This window comes from Candidatus Abyssobacteria bacterium SURF_5 (assembly GCA_003598085.1).
GTDB lineage: Bacteria > Abyssobacteria > SURF-5 > SURF-5 > SURF-5 > SURF-5.
On sequence record QZKU01000014.1, the window covers coordinates 1 to 21,527 of the forward strand.

General features: G+C 54.8%; 19 protein-coding genes and 1 tRNA gene. 9 read left to right on the forward strand and 11 right to left on the reverse strand.

The window, feature by feature from the left end; translation table 11 throughout:
* From C4520_01305 to C4520_01315, 3 genes are all read left to right on the forward strand, one after another.
* On the forward strand, positions 1-613 hold a 613-nt coding region (locus tag C4520_01305; GenBank protein ID RJP25999.1), incomplete at its 5' end, for a hypothetical protein.
* Positions 420-1,052, forward strand: coding sequence for a hypothetical protein (locus tag C4520_01310; protein ID RJP26000.1), 633 nt, complete (start codon positions 420-422; stop codon positions 1,050-1,052). The genes C4520_01305 and C4520_01310, both read left to right, overlap by 194 nt.
* Before the next feature lie 3 nt (positions 1,053-1,055).
* Entirely contained in the window at positions 1,056-1,496 is a 441-nt protein-coding gene (locus C4520_01315; protein RJP26001.1) for a hypothetical protein, read from the forward strand.
* A 183-nt stretch (positions 1,497-1,679) separates the two neighbouring features.
* Here the strand turns inward: C4520_01315 and C4520_01320 are convergent, their stop codons facing one another.
* Positions 1,680-1,865, reverse strand: coding sequence for a hypothetical protein (locus tag C4520_01320; GenBank protein RJP26002.1), 186 nt, complete (start codon positions 1,863-1,865; stop codon positions 1,680-1,682).
* A gap of 201 nt (positions 1,866-2,066) precedes the next feature.
* Between C4520_01320 and C4520_01325 the strand changes: the two genes are divergently transcribed.
* The 5 genes from C4520_01325 to C4520_01345 all read left to right on the forward strand — a co-directional run bounded on the left by C4520_01325 (position 2,067) and on the right by C4520_01345 (position 8,516).
* A complete protein-coding gene (locus C4520_01325; protein ID RJP26003.1) occupies positions 2,067-3,503 on the forward strand; it encodes a 4-hydroxybutyryl-CoA dehydratase in 1,437 nt (478 codons plus the stop codon).
* Between the two features lie 108 nt (positions 3,504-3,611).
* Positions 3,612-4,925: an HlyC/CorC family transporter gene (locus C4520_01330; GenBank protein ID RJP26004.1), complete on the forward strand. Its 1,314-nt coding sequence runs from the start codon at positions 3,612-3,614 to the stop codon at positions 4,923-4,925.
* Positions 4,926-5,059: 134 nt separating this feature from the next.
* Entirely contained in the window at positions 5,060-6,004 is a 945-nt protein-coding gene (locus C4520_01335) for an L-lactate dehydrogenase (protein RJP26005.1), read from the forward strand.
* Positions 6,005-6,255: 251 nt separating this feature from the next.
* Positions 6,256-7,512: a hypothetical protein gene (locus C4520_01340; GenBank protein ID RJP26006.1), complete on the forward strand. Its 1,257-nt coding sequence runs from the start codon at positions 6,256-6,258 to the stop codon at positions 7,510-7,512.
* Positions 7,509-8,516: a MinD/ParA family protein gene (locus tag C4520_01345; protein RJP26007.1), complete on the forward strand. Its 1,008-nt coding sequence runs from the start codon at positions 7,509-7,511 to the stop codon at positions 8,514-8,516. The genes C4520_01340 and C4520_01345 overlap by 4 nt, the downstream gene beginning before the upstream one ends.
* On the opposite strand, the gene C4520_01350 is transcribed toward C4520_01345, so the two are convergent.
* The 9 genes from C4520_01350 to C4520_01390 all read right to left on the reverse strand — a co-directional run bounded on the left by C4520_01350 (position 8,513) and on the right by C4520_01390 (position 18,931).
* Positions 8,513-10,486, reverse strand: coding sequence for a bifunctional (p)ppGpp synthetase/guanosine-3',5'-bis(diphosphate) 3'-pyrophosphohydrolase (locus C4520_01350; protein RJP26008.1), 1,974 nt, complete (start codon positions 10,484-10,486; stop codon positions 8,513-8,515). The genes C4520_01345 and C4520_01350 overlap by 4 nt on opposite strands.
* Before the next feature lie 105 nt (positions 10,487-10,591).
* A complete protein-coding gene (gene recJ, locus C4520_01355; protein ID RJP26009.1) occupies positions 10,592-12,301 on the reverse strand; it encodes a single-stranded-DNA-specific exonuclease RecJ in 1,710 nt (569 codons plus the stop codon).
* A 27-nt stretch (positions 12,302-12,328) separates the two neighbouring features.
* Positions 12,329-13,180, reverse strand: coding sequence for a 4-hydroxy-3-methylbut-2-enyl diphosphate reductase (ispH, locus tag C4520_01360; GenBank protein RJP26010.1), 852 nt, complete (start codon positions 13,178-13,180; stop codon positions 12,329-12,331).
* Positions 13,177-13,872, reverse strand: a complete 696-nt coding sequence (locus C4520_01365; protein RJP26011.1) for a (d)CMP kinase — start codon at positions 13,870-13,872, stop codon at positions 13,177-13,179. The genes ispH and C4520_01365 overlap by 4 nt, the downstream gene beginning before the upstream one ends.
* Before the next feature lie 4 nt (positions 13,873-13,876).
* Positions 13,877-15,043, reverse strand: coding sequence for a phosphopentomutase (locus tag C4520_01370; protein RJP26012.1), 1,167 nt, complete (start codon positions 15,041-15,043; stop codon positions 13,877-13,879).
* A 2-nt stretch (positions 15,044-15,045) separates the two neighbouring features.
* Positions 15,046-16,149 (reverse strand): S-methyl-5-thioribose-1-phosphate isomerase, encoded by a 1,104-nt coding sequence (gene mtnA / locus C4520_01375; GenBank protein ID RJP26013.1) that lies wholly within the window; start codon positions 16,147-16,149, stop codon positions 15,046-15,048.
* Positions 16,150-16,165: 16 nt separating this feature from the next.
* The gene (locus tag C4520_01380; protein RJP26014.1) at positions 16,166-17,902 is read right to left on the reverse strand and encodes a dihydroxy-acid dehydratase; all 1,737 of its coding nucleotides are present in this window, start codon (positions 17,900-17,902) and stop codon (positions 16,166-16,168) included.
* A gap of 8 nt (positions 17,903-17,910) precedes the next feature.
* Positions 17,911-18,576: a cyclase family protein gene (locus tag C4520_01385; GenBank protein RJP26015.1), complete on the reverse strand. Its 666-nt coding sequence runs from the start codon at positions 18,574-18,576 to the stop codon at positions 17,911-17,913.
* 28 nt (positions 18,577-18,604) lie between these two features.
* Complete coding sequence (locus C4520_01390; GenBank protein RJP26016.1) at positions 18,605-18,931, reverse strand: hypothetical protein; 327 nt, start codon at positions 18,929-18,931, stop codon at positions 18,605-18,607.
* Between the two features lie 403 nt (positions 18,932-19,334).
* On the opposite strand from C4520_01390, the gene C4520_01395 reads away from it, so the two are divergent.
* A tRNA-Met gene (locus C4520_01395) sits at positions 19,335-19,411 on the forward strand.
* Positions 19,412-19,786: 375 nt separating this feature from the next.
* On the opposite strand, the gene C4520_01400 is transcribed toward C4520_01395, so the two are convergent.
* Positions 19,787-21,493 carry a tetratricopeptide repeat protein gene (locus tag C4520_01400; protein RJP26017.1) on the reverse strand — a complete coding sequence of 569 codons (1,707 nt, stop codon included), beginning with the start codon at positions 21,491-21,493 and terminating at the stop codon, positions 19,787-19,789.
* Positions 21,494-21,527 lie beyond the last annotated feature (34 nt).

A 21,527-nucleotide genomic window follows, 5' to 3' on the forward strand; every position in this document is an offset into this window, starting at 1 on the left:
TCCGATTGCCGAATTCGCTTATGATCTGAATGGGAACCTCACGAGTCGAACCACCGCCGCGGGAACCACCGCGATGGAATACGACTACGAGAACCGGCTTGTCCGGATCACGTACCCGAGTAACAGCGGAACCACGGAATTCGTGTACGACGCATTGGGACGGAGACTGAAGACCACCGAGAAGGACGGACTCGGCCAGATAACCGGCGAGATGCATTATGCGTACGACGGGCTCGATCTTATCGCCGAGCTTGACGCCAGCGATTCACTGATTGCCGGCTTCACGCACGGGCCGGAAATTGATGATCCGCTGATCGCGCGGTATGATGGCGCTGATTACCTGTATCTGAAGAATCATCAGGGGAGCGTAACCGAGCTGATCACCTTCAACGGCGCGATTGCCAAAAGCTACCGGTACGATGCCTTCGGCAACATCAAGCAGGAGACCACGCGCCGCGCGTGGCTTCACCTACACCTCGCGCGAGCGCCATGCCCGCTCCGGCCTCTACTACTACCGCGCCCGCTGGTACTCGCCCGACCTGGGCCGCTTCATCACCACCGACCCCATCGGTTATCTCGGGGGCGTGAATTTGTATGCGTACGTGGAAAATGATCCGGTGAATTGGAATGATCCGTTAGGACTTTCCGGAATCGCGAGATTAACTCCCGGTACTGGAGGATTAGTGGCTCCGGCGGCTCCCCCAGGTGTCAATGTCGAGGAAAACCTAATCGAAGCAGGAAGCAACGGAATCTCCTTTTGGATTAATCACGTCAAGAAAGGGGGAAAATGGGATTATAAACAGTTAGGCTTTGAGAAATATGAAAATTTCGGTAACTATAACTATGGATTTACAGGAAAACAATTTTGGCCAGAAGGTTTATTGCTCAGAGCTGCTGGCTTTGTCCAGGAAGAGAGCGATCCTGCGTGGGGGCACTGGTGGGGAGGACCTCCTTACGGTGATGATCCCAAGGATCAATTATATATTCAACTAGGTATAATCGACTATGAGAGAAGAAAAAATTGTCCCGAAGGCGATAAAGAAGAGGATTAAAGTTTGAAGCACAAGATAATTTACACCGCACTGGCTGCTCTTGTCCTTGCTGGGTTTTTGATCTTTATGTTTCTCGCAGGCATTTTACATGCACCCGTGCGAGTAGAAGAGATCGAGCGAGTTTCCTCCCCAGACATAGCGCCGCATATGATTGTTGACGCCGTAATAACGCAATCAGATGCGGGCGCGACGACTTCTTTTGTTTATCACGTTTTCCTAGTGCCTAAGGGGCATGTGCCGGAGAAAGAAGATGAAGTTTTCACGGCTGACAAAGTCCGGGATTTAAGAGTAACATGGAGGGAACCACGATTTCTGGAGATACGGTACGAACGGGCTAGGATATTTTATTTTAGAAATTTTTGGACAAGGAAAAAGATGTTAAGTTACGTGGTTGAGATACGATTGGTTCCTCAAAATGAATCATTTTCATTAGGCTATCCCTGAACTTGAAAGAAAACAATACCTTAAGTCCTACATCCAGTTAACTGAAAATGAGACATTCGATTTCTTTCGTAGCTTAATAAGCTCCACTCTTGAGTAAGAGCGAGAATTATCCGCACAATTGGAAGCGGCAATCTACTTCACAAAGATTACACGAAATCTATATATCGTTTTTGGATACATCCCTTAGGCATTGACGACCCGCTGATCGCGCGGTATGATGGCGCCGATTACCTGTATCTGAAGAATCATCAGGGGAGCGTCACCGAGCTGATCACCTTCAACGGCGCGATTATGAAAAGCTACCGCTACGATGCCTTCGGCAACATCAAGCAGGAGACCGGGCCGACCACGCGCCGCGCGTGGCTTCACCTACACCTCGCGTGAGCGACATCCCCGCTCCGGCCTCTATTACTACCGCCCCGGGTGCTGAGTCACCTCATTCCTCACTCCCCTATTTCAGACAATATCGACCGCCACTATTGACCACCTCTTATGCAAGACATATAATAAGGCGTCTCACTACCGGAACGATGCGGCTCATTTTAGCAAGACCGAGAGGAGGCCAGACCCATGGCGTTAAGAACTGCGGAGCAATATCGACAGAGTCTAAGGGACGGGCGGCGGGTGTTCATCCTCGGCGAGAAGGTCGAGGACGTAACCAAGCACCGGCTTCTCAAGATAGCGACCGAGACGGTCGCACAGGATTTTGTCCTGACCGAGAGCGAGGACCCGGAGGTCAGGAACCTGTTTGTCGCAAAGGATGAGGAGACCGGCGAGGATATCAGCCGCTTCTTCACGACCCCCAAGGGATTTGACGATCTCGAGAAGCGCAGCCAGATGATCGCGCAGTCGATCCGGCTGACGGGGGGATTGCCGTTCGGAAAAGACGTCGGCACCGACTGCCTCAATGCGGTCATGACGGTCGCCGACCAGATGGGCAAAGAGGAGTACAAGGAGAACGCGAAGAATTATCTTCGCCATCTGAAGAAGAACGATCTCGCGATGTGCGGAGCGATCACCGATGCGAAGGGAGACCGCAGCAAACCGCCGACAAAGCAGAAACATCCCGACTATTACACGCATGTGGTCGAAAAGAAGAAGGACGGCATCGTCGTTTCCGGCTGCAAGTTGCACATTACAAGCGCGCCGGTCGCAAACGAAATCATTGTCACGCCTACCCGCCAGATGCGCGAGGACGAGGCAGATTATGCTCTTGCTTTCGCCATTCCCGCAAACGCTGAAGGCGTCACCATGATTTGCCGGCCCGGTCGCGCCGAGCGCAGCCCGCTGGAGTTTCCGTCCGACGTTCCCGTGCGCGGCCTCTCCGAGGCGATGATCGTGTTCGACAAGGTTTTTGTGCCGTGGGAGCGCGTCTTCATGTGCGGCGAATGGCAGTTCTCGATGCTGCTCGCGTACACGTTCGCCACGTTCCACCGGTTCACCGCGATCAGCTACAAGATTCCGATTGTGGAACTGATGGCCGGCGTCGGCATCGCCATGGCCGAGGCAAACGGAATAGAGCGCGTGGGCCATATCCGCGGGAAGCTCTCCGAGCTGGCCGCCTACGTCGAGACTTTGAAGGCGCTCACCAAGGCGGCCGCAAAAGACCCGGTCATGCATGGCGACATCGCGGTGCCGAACCCGCTGATTTGCAACATGGCGAAACTGCATTTCGCATCGAATTATCATCACGTCATCAAGCTGATCCAGGATATCAGCGGCGGCATCATCACGACCGCGCCGACCTATAAGGATTGGACGAATCCTGAGATTCACGAGTACCTGGAGCACTATCTGGGCGGCTCAGAAAAATTCACGACCGAGCAGCGGCTGCGGTTGATCGAGCTTGCGCATCGAATGGTCGCGTCCGCCGAGCACGGGCACATGGAAGTCACCACGGTCCATGCCGAAGGCTCAATGGAAGCCCAGAAAATGATGATTCTGTACGAGTCGCCGCTGGCGGAGTACTCGGCAATGGCAAAGCGCGCGGCGGGCATCGAGGGGTAGATTTCAGACTCGAACCTTGACATTCAGATTCTCAAGGCGCCGTAGCGTTTGCTCCCCGATTGCTCTTTGTTTCGCGAGGCAACAAGGGGTTGATGTTGTGAGACAAAGATGATATTCGGCTTTGAATTGACCGTCATCAGCATAATGCTGGTGTTTAACGCCATATTCGCGGCTTACGAGATGGCGCTTGCATCCGTGTCGCGGTCGCGCTTGACGGCTCTCCTTCAGGAGAAAAGGAAAGGCGCCCGTGCGGCCGTCTTCATGAAAGACCGCCTGGAGGCAAGCCTGGCCGTTGTTCAGGTCGGGATCACTCTGGCCGGAGTCATCGCGGCTGCAGCGGGAGGGGCAGGCGTTGAGGAAGTGCTGGCTCCTTATCTGGAGCGTACTCTCGATGTCTCCGAACGCTTGGCCGAGATACTGGCGCTTGCATGCCTCGCAATCCCATTAAGCAGCTTCACGATTGTCTTTGCCGAACTTGTTCCGAAAGTTTTTGCTCTCCAGAATAAAGAACTCGTGTGCCTGAAGCTTTCCCCATTCATGAAAGTCTTCTGGCTCATTTTTTATCCCGTCATTTTCGTCTTTGAGTTCGTCGTAAAGAAAGTCGCCAGCTTGGGTTCTCCGGCGTTGAAAAGCCAGCGAGAGATGAGGGAACACGGTCTTCATGAAATCAGGGCGGCCGTCACCCTGGCGCGCAGTCTGAGCCTTATCGGCGCACGCGAGGAAAAAATCGTCCTGTCGGCGGCCCAGCTCTCGATGCGTCCGGTCTCGAATGCGGCAATCCCGGCTTCGGAGATATCCATGCTCGCTTTAACCTCCACGTTGAACGAGGCATTTATTAAAGCGCATCTCGACATGCACACGCGTTTTCCCGTGTCTGAAGCGGAAGACGACCCTCAGACCATAGTCGGTTATGTAAATTTCAAGGATATCGCCAATGCAATAAGGATGAACCCTTCGGATCCCACCGTCCGCGGAATCGCGCGGCCTATTGCAAGATTCAATGAGAATGTGCCTCTCTCACAGGCGCTCGAACATCTGATTCGCGAAAAAAATCATATCGCTCTTGTTGTGTCAAACGAGAATAAAGTCACCGGTCTCGTCACTCTCGAGGACATCATGGAGGAACTGGTGGGTGAAATTGAGGATGAATATGACCGGATGCCCTCCTACATTCATCCCTACAGTTCCGGTCTCATCGCGGGAGGCGGCGCTTCGATGGACGCGATTATGGACAAGCTTGGCAAACAGCCGCAACCGGTCCCTCAAGTAAAGCGCAGCCCGAATCTGCACGAATGGTGCGTGCAGAAACTCGAGCGCCTGCCGAAAGGCGGAGACGTCATTGAAGGCGAGGGTCTCAGGGTTTCAGTTCGAAAGATGCGCCGCAGAAAGGTATCTGAAGCGACTGTGAACCAGATCGATTGAAGTGAATTCGGTCAGCCCTTGAAACGCCTTATCCCACCCCACTTGCGCTCTTCTCATTTCTCAATTCTGCGATGTCGCGACAAATCCTCCCCGTTGACCCCATACATTTTCCCACTTTGAATGCATAATTAAGCATGGTGCGAAGAGCGAAGATCGTGATTATCGGCGCGGGCGCGGTCGGTTCGACGTTCGCCTACACCTTGGTGCGAGTCGGCCTGTTCGGCGAGATCGTTTTGGTTGACGCGAATCGAGAGCGCGCCGAGGGCGAAGCGATGGACCTTAATCACGGCCTGTTCTTCGCCCCGCACGTCGAGATTCGATCCGGCGATTACGCCGACTGCGCCGATGCCGCAATTGTCGCGATCACGGCCGGAGCGAAGCAGAAGCCGGGCGAGTCGCGGCTCGACCTCGTGCAGAGGAACACCGAAATCTGCAAGCAGATCGTTGCCAACATCCTCAAGTATACCCGCGACGCGATCCTCCTGATGGTCACAAACCCGGTGGATATCCTCACGTATGTGGCGCATAAGGTTTCGGGCCTGCCGGCAAATCGGGTGATCGGGTCGGGCACCGTGCTCGATAGCGCGCGCTTCCGCTATATGTTGAGCGAACATTGCAACATTGACCCGCGCAACGTGCACGCATACGTCCTCGGCGAGCATGGCGACAGCGAGGTGGCCGCATGGAGCCTCACCCACATCGGCGGAATCCCGATCCTTCAGTTCTGTTCCGCCTGCGAGATCAACTGCTCGGTCGAAGAGCGGAAACGCATCTCGGATGCCGTCCGCGATTCGGCCTACCATATTATCGAGTACAAGGGCGCCACAAATTTCGCCGTCAGCCTTGCGCTCGACAATATCGTCGGCGCGATCGTCCGAGATTCAAACAGTGTTTTGACCGTTTCGATACCGCTGGAGGGACAATTCGGACTGTCGAACGTCGCACTGAGCGTGCCGGCGGTAATCAATCAAAACGGTGTCAGCCGCATCCTGCAGGCTACCCTCTCCGAGGACGAACTCAAAGGACTGGAGAGATCGGCGGCAGCCTTAAAGAACGTCATCAGCCAGCTCAGTATCTAAAATACTCTGGCCGGGACTTCCCGCTTTCCCGCGCAAGAAACCACAGCGCAATCGGCGATGTTGACCGGCGACTTAAATTCCGGCGGATCTACCATTAACTTTTTTTCTCTTCAGAATATCCTGCGGTCGCAGGGCCCTCGCGAAAGTTTTTGACTTTTCAATTTTGCTGCTGTATAATTTGCACAATAGGGGGACTTTTGAGAGGCGTGCCCCACAATATCCAGTAGCCGCATTCCAAGAGGACACTGCTCATGGCGAAATTCCCCGTCAATCCCCTGAAGTGGTTCCAGAAAAAGGAAGCCGTTTCCCAAGCCTCGCCCCGTCCGCAGGCCTCCACCGCACGACCGGCGGCACAGCCGAAAAAAAGCGGCGGAATCTTCATGCATCTGATTACGCTTCAGAAAAACCTGCAATCCATCGAGCTTGCGCTCCAGCAGCAGATCGAGTGCAACTGGCTCCTGCAAAAGGCCAAGACAATCGTATCCGCCCTGAGGGGCGAGGCTGAAAAAGCGGAAGAAGAGGAGCTTGCGCAGGGCTCAGGCCAGGTGCTCGCATACCTCGACACAGTTCTCGATGGCAGACTCGATTTCGATGAAGAAGGAGTAAGCGTCATCAAAGATTTCGTGATCATTTTCAAAGATGCCCTCGGGGACGCCGCGCCGGGAATCCGCATGTTAAACGTCAATGAACTGGAGGAATGGAATGGCCGGTATCAACGCCTGATGGCCCGAATGAAGCCTGTGGAGGAAAATTCTGCTTCCGAGGTTGAGGGCCCACCTGGTTTCGACGAACAGCCGGTCTCCATTATCGAGATCGATAATATTTTTGAAACTGCCGGCCTTATCGACGGGCAACAGTATCCCGGAGCGAGTGAGGAACGGCAGGATGAGGCGGAGTTTTTAGGGACATCTGAGCAATCGGCCCCCCTCCGAATCGATCCAATACATGCGGACGAAAATCTGATAGAAGCCGATTCAGCCCCGTCCGTCGAAGAAACTGAAGCCGTTCCACCCATTGAGTCAGAAACAGATGCGGAGGTCATACCTTTCAGGCCTCACGAAGCTGTTCCGCCCGTTGAAGAGCCGCCGGAAATAGAGATAGAAGTGATACCGATCGGGGCCGACGAAGCGAACATAAAAGATGTAATTATTCCCGATGCCGAAATGAAGAGCGCGCGCGAACTGTTGGAATCGGATCAGCCGCCTCCTCCGCCCCCGCAACTCGATCCTCCAAAGAGGACCGCAGTGGAAAAAATCGGTGGGCCCGCCGGCAATGGGCAGAGTGGGGTGAAAACTCCCGTCCAGTTGGAAGAGGTCGAGCGGTTGAAAAGAAAACTGCTCCAACTCCACGAGAAGCAGGAGATTCTTTCGACGAAAATGAGCGGCATGCTTGGCGATTTAAAGAAAGCGGTGCGGACGGATCAGAAGCCGCCGGCAGCCGTTTCAATTGAAAAGATGGATATCGATGAGCTTGAAGACCTCATTTTTATCGGCAGGGAAAAAGGATGACGAGAATGACTGAGCGATCGCCAATGGAAGGTTCGCCTATCCAGTCAAAAAAAGTGATCACTGTCGCCGGCTGTAAAGGCGGCGTCGGCAAGAGCATAATTGCCGCCGGTCTTGCGCTCGAATTCGGGAGGGCCGGCAAGAACGTGATTCTTGTCGATGCAGATCTCGGCGGAGCAAACCTGCACACCTACCTCGGGATACAGGCGCCCCGCCTCGTCATCAATGACTACCTTTCCCGCAAGGTACAATCGATGGAGGAGGTCGTTCTGCCGACCGATTACGAAGGAGTGCGCTTCATCAGCAGCGCGGGCAATGTTCCCAGCCTGGCCAATCCGAAATTCGCCCAAAAAATGAAGATTATCAACAGCGTGATGTCGCTCAAGGCCGACATCATTCTCGTCGATATAGGGGCGGGCAGTTCTTACGACGTGATGGATTTCTTCTCGATGACCAACAAAGGCATCCTCGTGACCGTACCCGAACCGACGTCGATCATCAACAGCTACGGATTCGTGAAGAACGTCGTCTATAGGCGATTCAATATTATGTTTCGCCAGTTCCCGCTCGTGATGGACCTGGTCAAGCGGGGAATGAATCCGGACTCGCAGAATGGTATTCCCGCAATCAAGGACCTGCTTGGAGAACTGGCAATTGCAGACCCCGAGAGCTGGCTGAAGGCAAAATCGATGCTTTCGAGCTTCCAGCCCAACATCATTGTGAACATGACCTCATCGGAAAGCGACGCGAAACTGGGTGAAAAACTGAGAGCCATCATCATGAAATATCTCTCGGTGAAAGCCTCTTGCCTTGGTCATGTTCCGGAGGATACATCAGTTCGTGCAGCGGCCAAGAAGATGGTTCCGTTCAGCGTGCTCCAGCCGAATTCGGCCGCCTCACAGTCGGTTCAGACGCTGGTCCAGCGTTTGATGGGTCAAAAAGAAGAAGTATTGGCGGAAAGTACGGCCGCGGTAACGGCGGAAGAGAATGTGGAGACGCCCTCCTAGACGCCGCCGGCTACAGCCGACCGCTTAACGCTGTAAACCCCATCCACTTTCCTGATCGTATAGATGATGCTGTTAAGCTGACTCTGATCGGTCACCTCGATGACGAAATCACAGACGGCGGAGCCGTCCTTCCTGATATACGCATTTGCGGCGTTGATGTTGACATTCAACTCGCGAATCGAGGCGAGGATATCGGCAAGCAGATGCGGGCGGTCGGTACCCTTCACCCTGATTCCGGCGGGATAACTGGCCTGGATCTTTCCTCCCCAATTCACGGTCAGCAAGCGGGCGGGATCGTCGGTCAACACGTTCGGGCAACCCTCACGGTGCACCGAAAGACCGCGCGAGCGAGTTATGTAGCCGATGATCTTGTCGCCGGGCAGTGGATTGCAGCACTTCGCAAAACGCGTAAGCATGTGCGACACATCGCCTATTCCCACGTCGACGTTGTCGCGGGACGTCGCTTTTCGCTGGACATCCGGCTGCTTCTGGATGCGCGGCGCCTCTTCTTCTCTCTCCTCGGGTTCCTCTTCGATTTTTTCATGAACCCTGAGCCAGTGCCTGATCTTGCTGCGGGCTCTGGAGGTCTGCACGAAATCGAGCCAATCGCGCCTTGGCGTCTGTTTCTTTGAGGTCATGATCTCGGTGACATCGCCCTGTTTGAGGCGATACCTGAGAGAAACCATTCGCCCGTTCACTTTCGCGGCGCGGCACGAGTTGCCGATATCGGTATGAATGGCATAAGCGAAATCGATCGGGGTCGATCCGGCGGGCAGTTCGATGACTTTTCCTTTTGGAGTGAAGACATACACCTCGCTGGAGAACAGATCGAGCTTGAGGTTCTCCATGAACTCTTTTGGATCCTTCAGGTCCTGGAGCCATTCGAGCAACTGCCTCAGCCATACCAGGCGTTCGTCAAAACGAGCCTCCGAGTCTGTCCCTCGCTTGTAAAGCCAATGAGCCGCAATCCCATTCTCCGCAATCCGATGCATGTCGGCCGTCCGGATCTGCACCTCGATGCGCTCGCCCTTCTGACCGAGCACCGTCGTGTGCAGCGACTGGTACATGTTCATCTTGGGCATCGCGATGTAATCCTTGAATCGACCCGGGACCGGCGTCCATAACGTGTGTACGATACCGAGGGCGCCGTAACATTCGCGCAAACTGGAGGTGATGATTCGAAGCGCCCGAAGATCGAAAATCTCGTCCAGATTCTTGCGCTGGTCCACCATTTTCCGATAAATGCTGTAGAAGTGCTTTGAACGGCCGGTCACTTCCGCTTTTATTCCCGCTCGCTTCAATTCATTGTTGAGGACCCGGCATAATTCCTGTATTTCGTTTTCGCGTTGGGCTTTTTTCTCCGCGATCTGTTGGGCCAGCTCATAGTATGTTTCCGGCTGCAGGTAATGCAGCGAGAGATCTTCGAGCTCAGAGCGGATTTTCGCTATGCCGAGCCGATGCGCCAGCGGAGCGTATATCTGCAGGGTCTCGGTCGATATGGACTGGATTTTGTCTTTCGGAAGGTACTTGAGCGTCTGCATGTTGTGCAGGCGGTCGGCAAGTTTTATCAGGATGATGCGGACATCCTTCGCCATTGCAATGAGCATTTTCCGGATATTTTCCGCCTGATGCTCCTCGCTGCTCTTGAATTTGATCCGGCCGATGTGAGTAACGCCCTCCACGAGGCGTGCTACCTCTTCGCCGAATTCCTCTTCGAGCTCCTCTTTGGTGTGGGGGGTATCTTCGAGCACATCATGAAGCAGCCCGGCTGCGATGGTGGTCGAATCGAGTCTGAGGGAAGTAAGTGTCTCGGCGACCTTGATGCAGTGGCTCATGAAAGGGTCGCCCGACAGCCGCATTTGTCCTTCGTGTGCTTTCGCGGCGTACGTATATGCCCGTTCGATCAGCTTGAGATCGTTTCTCCGGCTGAATTTTTTCGAATCTTTCAGAATTGCGGCGAGTTCGTTCATAGCGTGAAAATTTTACCCTTAATTGACTCCTGTCCCTATCATACACCTTCTGATTTCCACTGTCAAAGCGCCGGGAGGCGTCCGAGCGGAACGAAAAACCAGCTTTCAATCCTGCCGGTGCGGACGCACATCGCGCAAGGAAAGCTGAATGGAGGTTAGCCCTTTATACGTATTAAATTGGGGCGTGTAAATGATATCGAGCAGGGGACGTTCCTTGAGCGTATGCTCATACTGTTCCATCCTGAACCCTATAGCGGGAAGCACCTTTTTGCCTTGTCGGACTGCGAACTTCAGATGTTTACCACGAAGCACCTGAACCGAGCTGCCGGCGACCGAGACGCCCAAAGATGCAAACGCGGGGGTCGGATTGGCATTTCCGAAAGGCGCCAGGAGTTCGAGTTGCTCGATAAGGGCCGAAGAGATCTCGTCCAGCGCCAGCGTTGCATCCGCCCGCACGACCGGCCGTAGATCCTGCTCCATTAGCTTTCCTTTGCAGACCTGCTCGAAGGCGTCCCGGTACAGAGAGAATTTCGCCGCCTCGACGGTGAGGCCTGCGGCAAATCGGTGGCCTCCGAAGCCGACCAGATGTTGCTGACATTGGCGAAGCGCGTCGCACATGTGAAGATGGCGGATACTCCTGGCCGACCCTTTGCCGACTTGATCGCCCATCGCAATCAGAATGGCGGGTCGATGATATAGCTCCACGATCTTCGACGCGACTATGCCGATCACACCCGGATGCCATCGGCTGTCGGAAAGGACGATGGAAAAGTCGCGCGCGGGATCAAATTCGTTCTCGACTTTTTCCAGGGCTTGCGCGAGAATTTCCATCTCGATCGCCTGGCGGTTTCGGTTATCCTCGTCCAGTTTGCGCGCAATCCTTTGCGCCAGCGCCTGCGAAGTGGTGAGCAGAAGCTGGACCCCAAGATGCCCGGAGCCGAGCCTGCCGGCCGCATTCAATCTCGGCGCCAACTGAAAGGCGACATTCCCCGAGTTGATCCGTTTCCCCTCCAATCCTGAAACGCGGAACAATTCCAGCAACCCCGCAGCCGGTTTGCCGTCGGCATTGATCATGTCCAGGCCTGCCCTCGCGAGGATTCGGTTTTCATCGACAAGGGGCACGATATCCGCGATGGTGCCAAGTGCGGTGAAATCGAGATTCTGCGGCAATTTACCGGAGAGGGCGGTCAGCAATTTCAGTGCGACGCCGACGCCGGAAAGCTCGCGGAAAGGATAGTTTGAGTTCTCGCGCTTCGGATTGAGCACCGAAACCGCGGCCGGCAAGTTCCCGTCGGGCTCATGATGATCGCAGATGATCACGTCGATCCCCAGGCTTGCCGCATACCGGACCTCGTCATGACTGGACATGCCGTTATCGACGGTGATGATAAGGTTTATCCCCTCTTGTGAGGCTTTCGCTATTCGTTCCTTATTCAGGCCGTAGCCTTCAACCAGCCGGTTTGGAATGTAGTAGTAGGGGGAGCACCCGAGCAAGTCGAGTTCTCGCACAAGCAGAGCCGTACCCGATATCCCATCGACATCATAATCGCCGAAGACCAGGATTTTCTCCCGACAACTGATCGCCCGCCGCAGCCGCGCAACCGCTCGCTCCATATCATCCAGGAGGAACGGATCATGAAGCCCGTCCAGCGAAGCATTGCAGAAGGCTGCAGCGCCTTCAGCCGATTCCACTCCCCTGTTAAGCAACAGTTGCCCGATGACCGGCAGACATCCGATCGCCGCGGATATTTCGGTTGCTACTTCCTTATTCGGCCGGGGAATCTCCCACACCTTTTCATTCTCTACCGGCAATATCTTTCTCCCTTTTTTGGCCCGGCTATCTTAACCGTTCGTGTTGATCTCTTCGAGCACTGCCTTCACCCTGTCGACCTGTGATCGGGGTGTGGATGCGCCCGCCGTTATCCCGATTCGTTTCTTGTTTGCGATCATCTCCGGCACGATCTCATCGGCAGTCTCAATATGATAGACGACCGCACCCGCCGCCCGGCACAATCCGGCAAGGCGGGTGGTATTCGCGCTGTTCTTTCCTCCAACCACGAACATGACGTCCACCGAGCCTGCAAGCTCAACGGCGGATGCCTGCCGGGAGGCGGTCGCGTTACAGATGGTGTTAAAAATGCGGCATTCATACGTCACGGCGAGAACGCCTCGCGCGACCTCGATAAAATTCTCCAGCGACTGCGTCGTCTGGGCGAGCATTCCAACTTTCGGACCGATTGATTTTCCTTTTAGCTGATGAATGGAATTTACGACCACGGGATTCCTGCCGGCGTAACTCAGGATGCCTTTCACTTCCGGATGGGTTTCCTCGCCGACAATCACGAGCTGATAGCCCGCCTCGGACAACTGGCGCGCCATCCGCTGCGCATTTTTTACAAATGGGCACGTCGCATCTATTATTTCGAGCCCTTTGCGCTCCGCCTCCTCGAGCAGTTCCTTCTCGACCCCGTGAGAACGGATCAGGAGAATTCCTTCATCGATCCCCTCGAGCGATTCCACGGGCAAGAGACCCTTTTTCTTGAATTCGGCGACAACCTGCGGATTATGGATTATGGGACCAATGGAATACACAAGCTTGCCTTCTTTTACGAGTTGTTCACGGGCCAGGTCCAGCGCTCGCCGGACTCCGAAACAATAGCCGGCCTGATCGGAGATTTGGATCGAGCGCTTCATTGATTCACCGCCCCTCGCAGAAAGGCTGCGACATGTTCAGAAACCGCATCCACAACCTCGTCAATCGATAGATCATTTGTATCGATAACCACGGCATCGTCGGCTTTCTTCAACGGCCCCACTTTCCTCGTCATATCGCGCCGGTCGCGCTCGAGGACCTGCCGCTCCAATTCGTGGAGCTCGACATGATGTCCCGCGAGATCAAGGTCCCTTTTTCTCCGGCGCGCGCGTTCCTCGATCGTGGCGTCCAGATAAAATTTCAGCGGAGCATGCGGGAAAACCACCGAGCCAATGTCTCTCCCTTCCATAACGACTCCACGCTCGCGCCCGATTTCCTGCTGGCGCTCGACCAGAATATCGCGAACCTTGCCAAACGTGGCAATCCTGGAACTCGCGTCGGTGACCTCAGGATTCCTGATAACCGAAGTGATATCCTGACCGTCCGCAATCACCCGAGTTCCTTCGTCGCTTGGCTGCAACTCGATGCGCATACCTGCCGCTATCTCCGCAACCGCAGCCTCATTTGAAAGGTCGGCGCCCCGCGCAAGCGCTTTCCACGCGACCGCACGGTACATTGCACCCGTATCGATGTACAGAAGCGAGTAGCGCCTCGCGACCAACTTTGCGATCGTGCTCTTGCCCGCGCCTGCGGGACCGTCGATCGCTATCACCATTTTGTCTTTATCCTGCATGCTGCTACAAAAGATCACCCAAAAAGCTCTTCCCTGCCTTGAGCACCGGAAGGCGGAAGAAAGCGGCGATTGTTTGTCCGACATCCGCAAACGTCTCGCGAGTACCGAGACAGGTCCCCCGTTCCCGGCGGGCGCTCTTCACAAGCAAGGGAACATATTCTCGCGAATGGTCGGTGCTCGGGGTTGTCGGATCGTTGCCGTGATCGGATGTAATGATAAGCAGTTCCTGGTCCGACAGGAGATCGAGATAGTCGGGCGCGGCCTCATCGAATTCCATCAGCGCTCGGGCGTATCCTTCGCTATCGTTGCGGTGGCCGTATTTCATGTCGAAATCGATAAGGTTGGCGAAGAGAAGGCCCTCGAAGCGCGCGCGCATCTCCTGCTTGATCAATTCTATTCCTTCTGTGTTATTGGAAACGTGACTGCAAGCCGTAAAGCCTCGCTGTGCGAAAATGTCATCCAGCTTGCCAACGCCGCGCACTTGCATTCCTGCATCGAGAATGGAATCCAGAAGCGTGCTTTCCGGCGGCTCAACGGAAAAATCCTTGCGGTCCGCCGTCCGGACGAAGTCGCCGGGTTCTCCCGAGAACGGCCGCGCGATCACTCGGCTCACCTGCAGCGGGCCGGTCAGAAGAGAGCGCGCGATCTCGCAGATTCGGTGGAGTTCATCCACGGGCATCACGTCGACGTGCGCCGCCACCTGGAACACAGAATCCGCAGACGTATAAATGATCAATTCACCGGTTTGAAGATGCCGCGGCCCGAGTTCCTCGATAATCCGTGTTCCGGAAGCGGGTTTATTTCCGATCGTTTTTCGACCGCTCCTCCGCTCAAAAGCTTGGATTAAATCGGCCGGGAACCCCTCGGGGAAAACCGGAAAAGGTTCGTCGAGAACGACGCCCATCATTTCCCAATGGCCGGTCGTCGTATCCTTGCCGGCGGACACCTCGCCCATTTTTCCATAGGCGCAGATTGGTTCACGTGCCGGAGGAACTCCCGAAATCGGGGCGATATTGCCCAACCCCATTTTCCGCAAATTCGGCAATCGGAACCCTTCAAAGGCTGCCGCAGCATGAGCAACGGAATTGGCGTCTTCGTCTCCATACTCTGCGGCATCGGGAAGCGCTCCGACTCCGACGCCATCCAAAATAATGAGGATCACCCTGGCCATTCTCAGCCGTTTCTTCTCTTTTTGCCGGCGCGCATCGAAGAGCCGAATTTTGAAGCAATGTGATCGAGCGTCTTGGCTATGTTGATCCTATATGGAGGATAAATGATTCCTCTCTCCGTGATCAATGCCGTGATCAAACGAGCCGGTGTCACATCAAAAGCGGGATTATATACGTTTACATCATCGGGAGCCGTCTGTCTGCCGAAGCCCCGGGTGATCTCTTGCGGGTCGCGCAGCTCGATAGGAATCTGCGAGCCGCTTTTGAGAGAGAGATCGAAGGTGGAACTGGGAGCGGCAATGTAAAAAGGAATCCCGTGCGCCTTCGCAGCAAGGGCCACCCCATAAGTTCCGATCTTGTTGGCGGCATCTCCATTCGCGGCGATGCGATCGGCCCCCGTTATCACCAGATCGACTTTCCCTTCTTTCATGACCTGCGCGGCCATGTTATCGCAAATCAGCGTAACATCCACGCCGGCCTGCTTTAGCTCCCACGCAGTCAGCCGCGCCCCCTGCAGGAGCGGGCGCGTCTCGTCGGCAAACACCTTAACCCGTTTGCCCTTTGCGTGAGCGAGAAAGATGGGCGCCAGCGCCGTTCCCATACCGCCCGTCGCGAGGGCGCCTGCATTGCAGTGAGTAAGAATCGTGTTGCCGGAGCGAATAATTTTTTCGCCGTACTTCGCGATGTTGCTGCACAGCTGCTTGTCCTCTTCATGAATGCGGACAGCTTCTTCCTTGAGCGCGGCACGGATTTGCCGAAGCGGTTTCTTCTGCATCCGGTGCGAGACGTTGCGCATGCGCTCAAGCGCCCACGTCAGATTTACGGCGGTAGGACGAGAGGACGCCAGATAGGAAACAAGGTCGTCCACGTTCCGAACGAGTTCAGCTGAATCCTTTGCCGGAAGGCGTTTCAGGCCCACAAGCACCCCAAAACCCGCCGCCACCCCGATAGCCGGCGCGCCCCGGACCTTCAATTCCTTGATCGCACGCCACACGTCCTCGACCGTATCAAGATAGATATATTGAAGCTTCTCCGGCAGTTTCGTCTGGTCGATTATCTTCAGGCGGCCGTTCTTCCACATAATAGTTTCGGGGGTGGCTATGTTCATGCTATCTCCTTCCCTCTTATTCCATATACGCCCCGAGATGCGCCGAAACGCAGCGCTCGGTGTAAATCTTGAGCAATCCGGAGCGACGAGGCGCTTGATAGGGCTGCACATCTTTTAGCCTCTTCTTCAGAATCTTCTCCATCGCTGACGGCGAACGCTCTTTCCCCTCCGTCCCAATCAGTTCCAGTTGCCCGTTTTCCACGTCGATCAGGATAAGATCATTCTCCTGGACCGCTGCAATAGGACCGCCGGCTGCCGCTTCGGGAGAGACATGCCCGATGCACGGGCCCTTTGAGCCGCCCGAGAACCTGCCGTCGGTAATCAACGCCACGCTTCGATTGAGGACCCGATCCGAGGAAATTGCTTCGGTTACGTAGAACTGTTCAGGCATCCCATTACTTTTTGGCCCTTGATACCGAATTACGAGCGCATCGCCGGGAACAATCCGTTTGTTGTAGATCGCTTCAAGCGCGTCGCCGGAATTCTCGAAAACTCGCGCGCGTCCGGTGAATTTTAACATCTCTTTTATGATGGCTGATCGCTTCAGCACCGCACCCTCGGGCGCCAGGTTTCCCCATAGAACCGCCAGCCCACCCGCTTCCTGCAGCGGATCCGTGACGGTTCGGATGATGTCGATCTTTGAAAGCGCATGATTCTCCAAGAAACGCGGCAGCATCTCGAAATGTCCGGTCTTTTTCAGATCCTCAAGGTTTTCACCGACGGTCTTTCCCGTGACGGTCAGCGCGTCCATAGCCAGGAAATCCTCCAGTTCCCACATGATGGCCGGGACACCGCCTGCCGCCCAGACAAGATTGGAAGGATGCATCCCCGAAGGCCGCACGTTCAGAATAAATGGAATCCTGCTATTTATCTCGGCCACTTTCCGGAGTGAGAACGAGAGCCCCAACTGGTGCGCGATCGCGGGCAAATGAAGCAAGGCGTTTGTCGATCCGCCGATGGCGGCATGAATAATGACAGCGTTGTCCAGCGCCTGTTGAGTCATGATCTTATCGGCCGTAATGCGGCGATCAAACAGGTTAAGCAATCGCCTGCCGGTACTGCGCGCCATTCGCTTCTGCAGAAAATAGCCCGCCGGCAGAAGGGCTGATCCGGGCAAAGCCATTCCTATAGCTTCAGCCAAAATCTGCATCGTTCCTGCTGTCCCCATAAATGCGCACGCGCCCGCACTTGGACATGCATGCTCACGGTAGAACTGATAGTCTTTCCTGGTCATCTTGCGCCGCCGGTAAAGGGAAGCATATGTGCCCACCATATCAAGCGTCGTCTCGGACGGGCCGGTCTGCATGACCCCGCCTGGAACAACAATGGCCGGCATCTTCAGGCGAGCGGCCGCAATCAAGTGAGCCGGCAAGCTCTTGTCACAGCCGGAGACGAAAGCGACGCAGTCAAAATGGCCGGTATTGGCATGAAGCTCACCAACCATTGCGAGCATCTCACGCGAGGCGAGGGAATAATTCATCGCCTCGGTTCCCTGCGCGACTCCGTCGCATATGTCGGTGCAGAAATATTGAGCCGGAGCGCCGCCTTCCTCCAGAATGCCGTCGCGCACATTGTCCGCCAGCGATTTCAGATGGACCGAGCACGGGTGCGAATCACCGCCCGAACACTCGATGAGCGCCCATGGCTTCTCAAGGTCGTTCTTTGTCCAGCCGGTTCCCAGACGGAGCGAATCGGCCTCGGGGGCGGCGGCTCTGCGTTCTGTGCTGAGCCTGTCTTTTTTCCGGTGCGGCATAAAGCCTCCTATTTTTCCAAAAGGATTGCGCGGCAGGGGGAACCGTCGCCATCGTGAATGCGCAGCGGCAGGCAAAGAAGCTCGTAAATCCCGGCCGAAACATCCGAAAGGTTCAGCCCTTCGAGAACTACCACTCCCGCTTCAAGCAGCAATCGATGAGCCGCATGATCTTCAGAACCGAATTTCTCGATCGAAAGATAATCAATGCCCACCAGCTTCACTCCGCGATCTGCCAATTGTTTTGCCGTCTCGCCTGTCAGGTACGTGAAATCCCTTCGGAAGCCGGGCTGCTTCCAGTATGAGGAGTTACGTGTCTTAAAAAGAATTCTCTTGATCCCGTTCAGATGCGGCGAAGCGACAAAATCCGGCGTGATGACCTCGGCGGCGCCCGTATCAATAATCAGCGCCGGTCCATGCAGCGTCTCAATCGGAATCTCAGAGATATTCCTGCCGCCCTCGATGACATGCAGAGGCGCATCAATATGCGTGCCCGTGTGCGTTCCCATGTTCAGCCGCAGAACGTTAACGATGTCGCCCCGCGAGATCCGCGAAAACGGAACCACTTCGACAGGGGGATCGCCTTCATATATGGGCATGGTCGCGCTGATAGGAACCGATATATCATAATACTTCATGTGCCAGCCCCGGGACAATTTCCTGCAAGACGCCTGCATGTAGCGGCATGAATAACAAGAGAGTTTCCTATCGGAGATGATTCGAGGAAGAATCGGGTGGATTCGGCTGGCTCCAGCGCTTCAGGGCCCTGACTTCCTGGACGAATTTTCGAATATCCTTTTCCAGACCCTGAACCATGTCGTCAAGCAACGTGGAGCTTGGGGTTCTGATAAAGCTCCCCTCGAGCAGCCGTTCAACGTCCTTCACCATGCGGTTCAGATACGGGCGCACGTTGCGCGTCGTATCATTGATTATCTTGTCGACGCGGCGCATCAGTTCGTCGTCGTTCGCCCGGGTATACTCCTGCTGGAGACCGCCTCCAAGTTCAAGCTGTCGAACGTCGGAATTTTTCATGCCCACCCACCAAAGACTAACGGCCAAAATACATGACGAATTATATCTATTTAATTCCTAAAATTCAAGGAAATACCCGAAACAAAGCCGGGAATCGGCTTCCTCCTGCGATTGTACTATAACTTCCCTCGCTGATTAAGGAAAGTTTCGACCGCCCAGAAGCAGAGAACATTGAATTGCAGCGCGTCTTATGAGTGAAGAACCGTTTCGTCGACCTGCGGTGCGAGCTTTTCCGGCATCAGGAACCAGAGGCTTTCCCAACCGGCCTGTCTGTCGTGCAACGGCCGCTCGCAGCGCCCGTCGGGATTCTATCCATCCCGTTGGCGGTGTCTCCAGGGTTACTTTGGTGAAATTCTATGCAGCTTCCCCTTGACAAGCCGGACGGCCTTCCATATAATGTAGATGCGGGGTGGAGCAGTCAGGTAGCTCGTTGGGCTCATAACCCAAAGGCCGCTGGTTCAAATCCAGCCCCCGCAACCAAGAAAATGAGAGGGACTTGGATTCTTTCTTTCTTTTGCCTATTTGGGCCTTAAATTGTACCCTGCCTGCTCTTCAGAGAAGAGTTCTACTTAAGCCTTCAAGAATCTGCAGCAATATATAAAGACACATAAGCTTTGGGTCTATGGGGTTTCCATCGACCGCCTAGCTGGTGCAACTGCATATCATACCAATCCGAGATCACTGCCTTTGGGAGGCAGGCCTCCAGGTCAAGTGGTGGTTTATCGTCGACAGGTTATCGATTTCAATCTACCGGTGGTCTTTGTACTTTCATTGAGTCTGATCCGGGAGAATGAATAAAGCGGGGGGAGATGTCAGAATAGTCTGAAAGGGGTGAGAGAGCGTTTTTTGGAAAATTCAGGACGTCTTCAACTCATGCACGAGCTGCCCTGCCGCAGTGAAAATCCGTCCTCTTCCCTCACTGATCACGCCTTCATAGGATTTGCCATCATCACACCAAAACGAAAGGGAAACCGTGCTTCCTTTGATGGACATCGCTCCGGAGTTTCTGAGGGTTTTCCCCATTGCGGCCGCCATGCCCTGGCACAGATTATCGATTGTCTTGGGCGTCACTACTCGCAGACCCAGCTTTTCAGCGGGTCCCCCTTCAGCTTTGCTTTGTTCGCCTCCAGGCTGAAACGGCGCGATATATGGTTCGCTCCCGATCTTTGCCCTCGTCTCCTCATATTGCGAGACTTCATTTCTTGACTCCGGGCAATCGGCCGAAGTTGAAATGACTACTTTGATAAGTTTTAGAGGAGGCTCGCTCGCCAGGTTCTGAGATAATGCGTATCCCGCCTCTCCTTTCGCCTCATCAAGGAGCCCCATTTCATGGAATGCCTGGGCGAGTCGCGCGTGATCGTCACCGTCACACTGCCCGATTCGTCCACCTATCCGTACCGCTTCCTCCAAATGCGCCGCTGCGCAGCCTGATTTCTGCAGTCGCATATATGCGATCTCCATATCTTTATGGATCTGATAGCGAATACTTTCATCCGGTTCGAAGGCGCAGGCCAAATCGAGTGATTCAATCGCTTTCTCGTACTGTTCGGTTTCCATGCAGCACTTTCCCAGAAAATACCGGCAATTGAATGTTTCCGGGCCGATGTTGACCGCTTTCTCAAAGTGGCCGATGGCCTCTTCAAAATCTCCTTTTCTCCCATACACGATGCCGATGTTAGTGTGCGCTTCCGCATATTCAGGATTGATACGGATCGCATTCTGGTAGAGCGATATCGCCTTGTCCCATTGAACGGGGTCCGCCTGATTCTGGCACGCCACCCCATAATTGAAGTGTATCTCGGGATCATTCGGCGATATTCGCAAAGCCTGCTCATAGAAGCTGCATGCTTCGAAGAACTGCCCATTTACGTCGAGCTGATTGGCGAGCACCATCTTTTCGCGAGCCGGATTTTTGCCGCCTCCACGGGAAATGACCGTCATTGTCTCGTCCGCAAATCCCCTGATGGTCGCCTCGAGAATCTCGCAAACGTCAGACGGCAGATCAAATGTTCGCATGGCCTCCTCGACGACTGCGACCGCCTTCCTGCTATCTCCCAACTTGTAGTATGCGGCGCCCAGACAGCTTATGCACAGGCCCAGTCTCTGCGGTTCGACGTCCTGATTCTGCAATGCGCATTCAAGCGCCTTTTTGTAATAAGCTGTCGCATGATCGAATTCATCCCGCCGCATTCGGAGCCGCGCAAGATTGTAGTGCAGGTCGTAGTCGTTGGGGTACGTCTTCATTTGCCATTGCAACAGTTCGAGCGCCTTGTCGTCATGGTTGAAGTCGGTAAGCACACAAGCCAGATTATTGACGTGCCGGCTGGCGATGCGCCTGACTTCAGAATCGGTCCATAATTCTTCCACCTTCCCTTCCCTCGCTGATGTTTCCGCTTTCCAAAATTTGGAGAGCGACCCATCATAATCCTCTGTGTCGAAGAGAAAGATGCTCTGGTTTAGCGCATCGACCGTGTGTTGGCGCGCAGCGTCGGGCGAAGTTGCTGTGCCGCGGCTCGCGCGCAGAGAATGTATCTTGCTCAACAGGTTGTTGAGAACATTCATGATTAACACCTCCTCATATTCGTCCAACGAACGG